Source organism: Candidatus Parakkermansia intestinigallinarum, from assembly GCF_944389695.1.
GTDB lineage: Bacteria > Verrucomicrobiota > Verrucomicrobiia > Verrucomicrobiales > Akkermansiaceae > Akkermansia > Akkermansia intestinigallinarum.
In genome coordinates this window covers 163,713-172,169 of sequence record NZ_CALXNG010000001.1, presented here as the reverse complement: position 1 = coordinate 172,169, position 8,457 = coordinate 163,713, and the positions used below count along the sequence as shown (strand labels likewise).

Sequence of the window (8,457 nt, the reverse complement as noted above, 5' to 3'; positions counted from 1 at the left end):
TTCTGCCCCCTGCGTTGTTTTTCTCTTCTTTTCTCTGCTCTGTTGCGGCGTCATTCCACACAATTAGCAGAAGAGCCGATCATTTTTCAGAGTTACGTCATAGATAACTTCTCGACATGTTGCGTGCCGACCGATAATATTCAGGAACCGATTGAACACACCGGGCATGGTAGGAGATTTCTCCTCCATGCTCCATGTTTTTCTGCCCTCTGCGTTGTTTTTCTCTTCTTCTCTCTGCTCTGTTGCGGCGCCATTTCACGCAATGAGCAGAAGAGCCCCGAAAGAGCCGTCAAGTCCCCTGCATGCGAATCATAAAAAGCACCTCACCCCGCGAGGGATGAGGTGCTTGAAATCGATGAATGAGCCTTAGAAGCAAAAACTCAGCGAGGAGTTTAGGCCTTGCGGCGCCTGCGGGAGCAGAGAGCGGCAAGTGCCAGCAGACTCAGAGTAGCTGTTGTCGGCTCGGGGACGGTCAAGACGTTGTAGTTAACACCAATCGTCCGTACGCCGTCTTCCGTGACATCATAAATGGACAATTCAACCGAGCTGTCTCCCGTGGCGTCGAAGCCGGTAAAATCAATCCTAGGTGTAGAATGGAAAGTCGTGAAGGCTAACAGTTTGATGATTCCGCTCCCAGTAAGGTCGGTGGTATCAAGCGATCCGGTCAAATAAACCGTGTGCTCATTTCCCCACCACTGGCGTACTTCGGTAGCATCAAAATAAGCGTGATCCGCTGCCGTGACCTTGTTGTAATTCACCGTCAAATCATTCTGAAGACCAAAATCGCCATTGGTCGAGGTCGAGGAAAACTGCAACGCAGATCCGCTCTCAAGCGTTATGAATGGCACGCTAAAATTCGCATGACCCCCATCCGTTGCATTGCAAATCAGGGTGCTACCTGAACCAAGCGCAATACTCTTGGTGGCACCCCAGTAATCACAGGCTTCCCACCTGATTGTACCTGCGTCGGCACCTATGATGGCATTATCAGAACCACTCTGCGGATAATAGGCGTTGGGTCTTCCGCCAACATTCCAGTTGTTGGGCTTTGACCACGTTTGACCATCAGCATTTCCCGACCAAACATAGTCCGTATCCGCCTGAGCCGTCATGCACAAAGACAGGCTCGCGAGAGTGAGCAAGAGAGTTTTTTTCATAGATGTCCGTTAACTTTTAAATTTCCGATGGGCACATGCCATCGGTGACATGCTAGCGCATACCCCTCCTCGTGTCAAGTCGAATAGTACTCGTCTTTTATCAGAGCGGGAACTTTTCTTTTCGACGAAGGCGGATCGCTGCGGAGTCGATATCACCGCGCTCCGGCCCATCGTGGGCTACACGAATTCCGGCGGTATTCTGACCGGCGGCTTCTTCCGCGATGAAGAGTTGAAGGCCTGCAAGCATGGGGATGCCTATTACCAAGCCGATTGGAATCTCTACAAGTGCCGATTCACTCGCCGGAAAGCGGAGCAGCTGATTCCCCTCTCTCCGGAGCAGAGAGAGAAAAGGGCTATGAGCTGACTCTTTTGTACGGCGAAGTCCTCTCCACGGCGATTCTGTCGTGCGGTGCGCCGCTCTGTTCAGGAGAGGAACGAGATGAACGACCCTTTTTTACAAGGGAGTGAGGTCAAAGCAGTCGAGGTCGGGGGTCCATGTATAACTGCTGCCGATGCGGATTTTGTTGAAGCCGGGCATGAGGGTGACAGTGAGGTCGACCGTGGTGATGTCCTTAGCCGGTGCTGAGGCGAGGTTTCGGAGTACGTCGACGCACTTGCCGTTGACGTATACCTCGTAGCAGCGGTCGTTGATCTGGTGCTGCAATTTGGGAGTGGGAACGTAACGGATGGTCATCCTGTACTTGCCGCCCTTCTTGCTGTAGACGTTATCCCACTGGGCGTAGTTATCCTCGTGACCGCCGAGGTTGGTGACAACCATGTTGCAGGAGGCGCCGTCGCGGCGGGTGTAGGCGACGGCACGAGGGCGCTTCTTGAGGTTGTCGAAGCGATGGAGGTAGGCGTGCTCAGCCTCGTAGCGTGTTTGCTCGATGCGCTTGGTACCGTCCAGTCTCAGAATCATGGAGCCGTGCGGGGGCACCTCATGTTCCACCTTATCGGTGACAGTGCCGAGGTCCTTCCGGGCGATGAGGTCGCGCACTTTGGTCTTGCCTTCAAAGCCGAGGAGGTTGAGGTCGACGCTGAAGCGAACCTTCTTGTCGGAGGGGTTGTAGAAAGCGACGGCACGGCTGTTGCCCTGCCTTTGCAGGATGTCTTTGACAAGGGTGAAGCCGCCGTCTTTCTCCTGCACAACGTAGGCTTGCAGGCCGAGGGGGTCTTGGTTGAGGGCGATGAGTTCTTTGTTGGTGAGCAGTTTGAGGGTGCGCTCCGGAATCTTGGTGAGATCGCAGCCGATGAGCAGAGGGGAGCTCATGATGCACCACATGCCAAAATGGGTGTTCTCTTCATCCGGGGAGAGACCGCGGCCCATCTCCAGCATGTCCATGTCGTTGTAGTGACCGTCACCGGCGTAGGCGGAGAGGTAGAGGTTGTGATCGAGGCAGCTGCGGACGCCGCCCCAGTCGGGGGTGATATCCGGGCTGATGCGCCAAGAGTGGGCAAGACCTTTCACCCACGTGCCCGGGTAGGCCCAGCGGCAGATGGAGACGGAGATGTGACGCTTGGGTGAGGCTGTGCGGATGGCTCCGACGATGGTCGTGTAGCGCTCTTCCTCATCCAGATCCAGCATCTGACCGGCGCCGCAGTAGTCGATTTTGATAAAGTCGAAACCGAGTTCGTTGAAGAAAAAGTCGGCATCCTGATGTTCGAACCCGTAAAGGCCGACGCCGACGCCGTTTTTGTCGTTATCCCAAATAGAGCCGCAGGTGTTGCGACCGGCGTCAGAGTAGATGCCGGCGTTCAGACCTCTGCTATGGATGTAGTCAACGATGCCTTTCAGGCCGTTGGGGAAGCGCTCCGGGTGGGTGTGCAGACGCCCCTTCTCGTCTCGCCACCCGAAGAAGCCGTCGTCGATATTGATGAAGTTGTAGCCGGCATCCTTGAGCCCGGTGGAGACCATGGCGTCGGCCTGTATTTTGATGAGCTCTTCATTGATATTGACACGGTAGGTGTTCCAAGAGCTCCAGCCCATGATGGGGGGATCGATCTTCTCCTGCTGCGTCGAGGCAGCTGAGCTGAACATGCCCGAAAGACATGCAGCCAAGCAAGTGATGAGTACGCTTATCTTCATGTTCGCGAAAATGGTATTGAGACGGCTTTGCGGGGCTGCGGCAAGCTCGACTTATTGTCAACTTAGCAGATCGGCTGCACTCCTTCAAGGATTTTGTACGGCTCTTGACATCTCAACAGGCAGGATTTTATACAATCCCGATGTTTCCGTATATTCGCATCCGAATATACGGATTGCGGACGGCGACGACAGGCGCATCGGAAGCTTCTCGCTGCTGAGGGATAAGGTGTTTTGCATTGATAAAATGACGCTTTGGTTAGCAGACCCCCATTTGCGGATTTACGATTTGGAAAAGCACTTCACGGAAGAAGAAAAACGAATCATTCTTCAACACGCCGAAGACAAGAGATGATATGCCGCGGCCCGCGGGTGGACGGCGTCCGCGCTGTTTTTCCGGGCGGCGGCGGGGTCTGCCGAGGCTCTTCTCTCAGCCGTTCTCAGCGCAGGCTTTCCCGCGTCTGAGGGAAGCGCGCTGACGCCTTCGCTTTTTCAGCCGAAAGGGGCTTGCAAGCCGCTGCTCTGCATGCTATAAGATATGCGAACACCCGGGCGTGCTCCGCGGGCGCGGTGCGCTGCTCTGCGGGGCGAGCAAGGGTGCCGATCGCTACGCATGGGGAGACGGGCACGGTGCCGTGTTCACGCTTTTCCGTCCGCCTCGGCAAGGCTACTTCAGTCAACGTTCTCAGGCTTATGAAATCTTCGTTCTCTTTCTCGGGGCTCATCGCAGCGGCGCTGCTTGTTCAGTCGGGGGCGGCGGCAGAGGGCTCGCTTCTCGAGTCTTCCGATGCGGCACCTGCGGCTCAGGCGGGTGTTTCTGCCTGCGCGGCGCAGGGGCCGGGCAGCGGTAAGGCTGCGGCACCCAATCCCCGCCCCGATCCCCGCCCCGATCCCCGCGCCTCGGTCGGCGTGCGGCGCTTGAGTGCGGGGCACATCCTGGGCTGCTGCGGCACCGGCGATATCACGGATCGCGCGGCGGCGGAGTCAGGTTCTTCCGGCGCTGCCGAACTCGCGGCGAGCGATGTCTTTGCGACGCCGCTGCACGAGGCCGCCTTTCGCGGCCGTGTCGATGAGGTTCGGCGCTTGCTGGAGGCCGGAGCCGACCCCCATGCCCGGAGCTTCACGGGTGAGACGCCGCTTCATCTGGCGGCGCTGGCCGGACGAACCGATATCGTGCGCCTGCTGCTCGACAGGGGGGCGGATCCCCGGGCCGACAGCAGCCGCGGCACGCCGCTGCACCGAGCTGCGGAGGGGGGAGCGGCGGAGGTCGTCGAGCTGCTGCCGGAGGCCGGGGCAAGCGTGCAGGCTCTCGCGATAGGGGATGAGACACCGCTGCACACGGCGGCTCGCATGGGGCAGGCGGAAGCGGCCCGCCTGCTGCTGGAACACGGGGCGGATCCGAATGCCGGCAATGCCGGAGGCAACACCCCGCTGCACCTCGCCGCCGAGTTCCGCTCCCCGGCCACGGCCGCCGTGCTGCTCGAGCACGGCGCTGCGGTGAACGCCCGCAATCGCGCCGGGGAGACGCCGCTGCTTCGGGTGCGGGATGAGGAGACCGCCCGCCTGCTGCTGGCGTACGGTGCCGATCCTACGCTGTGCTCCGCCCAAGGCGACACGCCGCTGCACCAAGCTGCCCGCGCCGGGCTCCTCGAGCCGGCACGCGTGCTCATCGAGCGCGGCGCGAAGGTGAATCAGAAGGATGACTACGGGCAGACGCCTCTTCACTGTGCCGCGGAGAATGCCTGCGGAGCCGAAAGCTGTCGGCTTGCGGCCTTGCTGCTGGAGCATGGCGCGGATGTGAACGCCCGCGCGACGTATCGGGACCCGGGCCGCACCGCTCTGGAATGCGCCGTGCTCGGCGGCCAAACCGAGCTGGTGCGCCTGCTGCTGGAGCACGGGGCGGATGCGGCTGAAAGCGAGCCGAAGCGGGATTCTCTGTTGCTGATGGCGGTGCTGGGCGAAGCGGGAGATCCGGCTCCGGGAAGCCCCGAGCTGGTGCGCCTGCTGTTGGAGCACGGCGCCCGCGTCAACCCGGCGGAATCCGGCATACTGCTCTGTTGGAGCCGCTCGTCGGAGACCATGCGCCTGCTCATCGAACACGGAGCCGAGGTCGGCGGGCGCGGTGAGTTCGGCGGCGGGACGCTGCACGATGCCGTCGACCGCCATCGCCCGGATCGCGTTCGCCTGCTGCTGGAGCACGGGGCGGATCCGAACGTGCGAGACTGTTGCCGCAATACACCCCTGCACGCAGCCGCCGCTTACAAGGACAGCGAGCTTGCCGAGATGCTGCTCGCCGCGGGGGCTGACGCGAACGCCCGCAACGAGGAAGGCGATACCCCGCTGAGTCTCGCCGAGAGAGCCGGCGCCGCAGATACCGCGGCTCTGCTGCGGGCTCGCGGTGCCAAGGAGACGGCCGCAGCACCGCGGCGAACGCCGAACGAAGCGGAGGACGATGGCGCGAACGAAGCGGAGGTCGGCTGCGGCTTCGCTCGGGGCGAGGCCGACGCGACCGCAGAGGGAGAGGAGCCCGAGGAAGACGTGGGCGAGGTGATCGAAGCGTATCCGGGGGCTAGGGAGTTGTATGGCACGGACAGCCATGCGCACCTGAAACAGGCGGTGAGCGTGAGAGTCTGCTGGCAACTGAGTCGCGAGGACACTTGGACTCCGCTGCCGTCTGCCTGCGTCTGCCTGGAGGGCAGCGAAGCCCGATTCTTCATCGACTCGCTCCTGCGCCATGCTGTGTATCACGCTGAGTCCTACTGCCGCATTATCCCGGTGGATGAGGCTGATGACTATTACTGCGATGATGCTTGTTCCGACCAATTCCCGACCCTGATCTTCTACGACGCGGCGGGGCGCCCGGTCTGCCGGCTGGACTGGAAAGACTTTTACCCGCCGCTCGAGGGGAAATACCCGAATCTCTTTGCCCTGCCGCCGAGCGTTTTCTCTGCGCTGGATGCCCTCATCGTCCGCCGCCTACCGACCGCCGCCCGACCGAGCGCCGCAGCATCCGGCACCAGCATACCCCATGAAGAAGCCCTTCCGTAAGGCCTTCTCCGTCAGGTGAAGTTTTCATCGTTATTTTGGGAATCGAGCTCTGTAGGGGATGCCAGCCGGAGGAGGGGGCGGGCCGGGGGTCGGGAAAGCTCTTGACGGGTTCGGAGCCATATGTTATGTTTCCTCGGGTACGAGAAGGTGATGGCTCAACGCAGAAAGGTTTTCGGCTCGGCTGCCGCGAAGGTGCTGTTTCGCCATTTTGATCGCGAGACGCTGCGCCTTGCCGCGGATTTCTGGCGCACGATCGAGCAACGGCGCCGCCTCTATGTGCCCGAAGAGGAGGAGGAGCAGACGCCCTTTGTCCGGGAGTTGGAAGAGAGGATCCATGAAGCCTTTGCCGGTGTCACCTGCCATCGCGAGGTGCGCGTGCTGATCGGGGGCGAGGCCGAGGATGAGTATTTGCCGGCGAATGCTCAGGCTCTTCTGGCTCCGCTGGAGGAGCGCGACGATTGGCGGAATATTCCCGATGATCTGCTCGCTGCCTGTTCCTGCTCCCTGAGTTATGCCGGGCCGCACGCGTACCGTTTTCTGCTGCCGCGCTTTATGATCGGCGCACTCCACGGCGTTGTGCCTTTTTACCCCGGTCATGAGCCGGACAGCGATCTCATCCTGCATATGCGCTCGCAGTGCACGTACCTCGATGAGGCTCAGCAGGCCTGTCTGAGTGATTACCTGAATTGGGAAGTGGGGGATACGGAGGTCTCCGAGCGCGATCGTTTTCTGCCCTGGGAGCTGGATGAGTACGCCGCGACCTATGCGTCCTCTCTCTCCTATGCCGAATACGGGCAGCTGCTCCTCCGCCGCTTCCGTGAGCGGACGGGCGGCCGTGCGTCATGAGGCCACGGGGATGCGCGGCGCGAGAAGCGCTGCGGGGGTTTGCCGGTCGGCGGGTGCGAGGCGAGCGAGTGCGAGGCGGGCGTCGGCTTTTCTCTTGACTCTTGCCTGTGAGAGGATATCATAGGCTCGAGCCCGAGGCCCCATGAAACGCGTCTGTTTTTTTCTTCTCTTCGTGTTCGCGAGTCTTGCGACGTCCTGTCAGTCTCATTCCGGCCTTGCGGATGAGGAGGCGGGGGCGGAGCTCTACAAGCGCGCCGCCTTCCGCACTTGGTTGTTGTTTGACTCCATCGACTCTCGCTACACGCCCTACCGCTTGAGCCCGGCGACGAATGTGAGAACGCACGGGCGCCCGACGGGGAAGAAGCTCAGCGCCCGTCCGGGGGAGTGGCCTATTTTCGATGAAACGATGTACACGCCGCTGACGCCCTGCGACTACGCGCCGGATATCAACCCCTTTCTGGAGCGCTTGGATTTGAGGCGGATAGCCGCGCTCTGCTGCCGAGGGATGAAGGGCCACATCTACTTCATCCCCGGGAAAAGGGAGACGCCTGCCTTCCCTTCCATGGTGGGCGGGTTCGTCTCGGGCTTTGCGCCCTATTTGCCCGCCTCCTTCCTGTCGGACGGTGAGATCCGGCTGGCGCCGTTGATGGATAATCTGTGGTTGTTATACCAGCTTGAGCAGCAGGGCTGGGTTGAGGCGGGCGGCGCTCCCGAGGCTCCGTGGCGGTGGACGGAGAAGGCGCGGGCGCTGCCTCCGCCTGCGCGAGGGGTTCGCAGCCTGCAAGGGATGCCCGAGGAGTTGAGGGGCTATTTTGCGGTTCTGACGCTGATCGAGGGAGGCGACGCACGGGGCAAGCTGCCGCCCATCGCCTACAGTCTGGTCGAGACGGAGGAGGAGGTTTCGGAGCAAGTGACGGAGCTTCGCGACGGGGAAGGCTATGTGCCGGGCGTTGGTCGGTATACGGTGAGCTGTGATGAGGAGGGGCTTACCACGCCCCATCGGGATGAGAAGCGGGTTTGGAAACAGTACATCAGGTCTTTCCCCGGCTATGCGACGCTGAAGGCTCGGGAGCGGGGGCTGCGGATCATGATCACCCCGCCCGACCGAGATCGGCCGCCCGCGTACGCGAAACGGGTTCGGGAGGCGGGAGGCGCCCCCTATCTCTTTGATTTTTATGCCGCGCCGGACGAGCTGGAAGAGCTCAAACTCTCGGGCAAGGCGCGGCGACGCCCCGTTTTGATTTTTTCAGGGGACTGATTTGAGGCCAAGGGAGCTGCCGTCTTCGCTTTTCGGGCGCTTCGTTCGCCCGCGGTTTCGCGTCG

At 61.1% G+C, this 8,457-nt stretch carries 7 protein-coding genes; 5 read left to right on the top strand and 2 right to left on the bottom strand.

From position 1 onward, the window contains the following. Positions 1-392: 392 nt before the first annotated feature. Positions 393-1,157 carry a PEP-CTERM sorting domain-containing protein gene (locus tag AC6UAL_RS00620; RefSeq protein WP_500681412.1) on the bottom strand — a complete coding sequence of 255 codons (765 nt, stop codon included), beginning with the start codon at positions 1,155-1,157 and terminating at the stop codon, positions 393-395. A 172-nt stretch (positions 1,158-1,329) separates the two neighbouring features. Here AC6UAL_RS00620 and AC6UAL_RS00615 point away from each other — a divergent pair, with 172 nt between their 5' ends. Continuing rightward, positions 1,330-1,521 (top strand): hypothetical protein, encoded by a 192-nt coding sequence (locus AC6UAL_RS00615; RefSeq protein ID WP_500681411.1) that lies wholly within the window; start codon positions 1,330-1,332, stop codon positions 1,519-1,521. Between the two features lie 90 nt (positions 1,522-1,611). Here the strand turns inward: AC6UAL_RS00615 and AC6UAL_RS00610 are convergent, their stop codons facing one another. Beyond that, the gene (locus AC6UAL_RS00610; protein ID WP_500681410.1) at positions 1,612-3,243 is read right to left on the bottom strand and encodes an alpha-galactosidase D; all 1,632 of its coding nucleotides are present in this window, start codon (positions 3,241-3,243) and stop codon (positions 1,612-1,614) included. Here AC6UAL_RS00610 and AC6UAL_RS00605 point away from each other — a divergent pair. The 4 genes from AC6UAL_RS00605 to AC6UAL_RS00590 all read left to right on the top strand — a co-directional run bounded on the left by AC6UAL_RS00605 (position 3,242) and on the right by AC6UAL_RS00590 (position 8,392). Then, the gene (locus AC6UAL_RS00605) at positions 3,242-3,595 is read left to right on the top strand and encodes a hypothetical protein (RefSeq protein ID WP_500681409.1); all 354 of its coding nucleotides are present in this window, start codon (positions 3,242-3,244) and stop codon (positions 3,593-3,595) included. The two genes, AC6UAL_RS00610 and AC6UAL_RS00605, sit on opposite strands and share 2 nt — an antisense overlap. 338 nt (positions 3,596-3,933) lie before the next feature. After that, positions 3,934-6,288, top strand: coding sequence for an ankyrin repeat domain-containing protein (locus tag AC6UAL_RS00600; RefSeq protein WP_500681408.1), 2,355 nt, complete (start codon positions 3,934-3,936; stop codon positions 6,286-6,288). 150 nt (positions 6,289-6,438) lie between these two features. After that, positions 6,439-7,134, top strand: coding sequence for a DUF6714 family protein (locus AC6UAL_RS00595; RefSeq protein WP_500681407.1), 696 nt, complete (start codon positions 6,439-6,441; stop codon positions 7,132-7,134). A 172-nt stretch (positions 7,135-7,306) separates the two neighbouring features. Then, on the top strand, positions 7,307-8,392 hold the full coding sequence (locus AC6UAL_RS00590; protein WP_500681406.1) for a hypothetical protein: 1,086 nt from the start codon (positions 7,307-7,309) through the stop codon (positions 8,390-8,392). Positions 8,393-8,457 lie beyond the last annotated feature (65 nt).

Coding starts and splice junctions, on each gene's coding strand:
- AC6UAL_RS00620 (WP_500681412.1), bottom strand. CDS start 1,157: ATGAAAAAAACTCTCTTGCTCACTCTCGCGAGCCTGTCTTTGTGCATG.
- AC6UAL_RS00605 (WP_500681409.1), top strand. CDS start 3,242: ATGTTCGCGAAAATGGTATTGAGACGGCTTTGCGGGGCTGCGGCAAGC.
- AC6UAL_RS00610 (WP_500681410.1), bottom strand. CDS start 3,243: ATGAAGATAAGCGTACTCATCACTTGCTTGGCTGCATGTCTTTCGGGC.
- AC6UAL_RS00600 (WP_500681408.1), top strand. CDS start 3,934: ATGAAATCTTCGTTCTCTTTCTCGGGGCTCATCGCAGCGGCGCTGCTT.
- AC6UAL_RS00595 (WP_500681407.1), top strand. CDS start 6,439: ATGGCTCAACGCAGAAAGGTTTTCGGCTCGGCTGCCGCGAAGGTGCTG.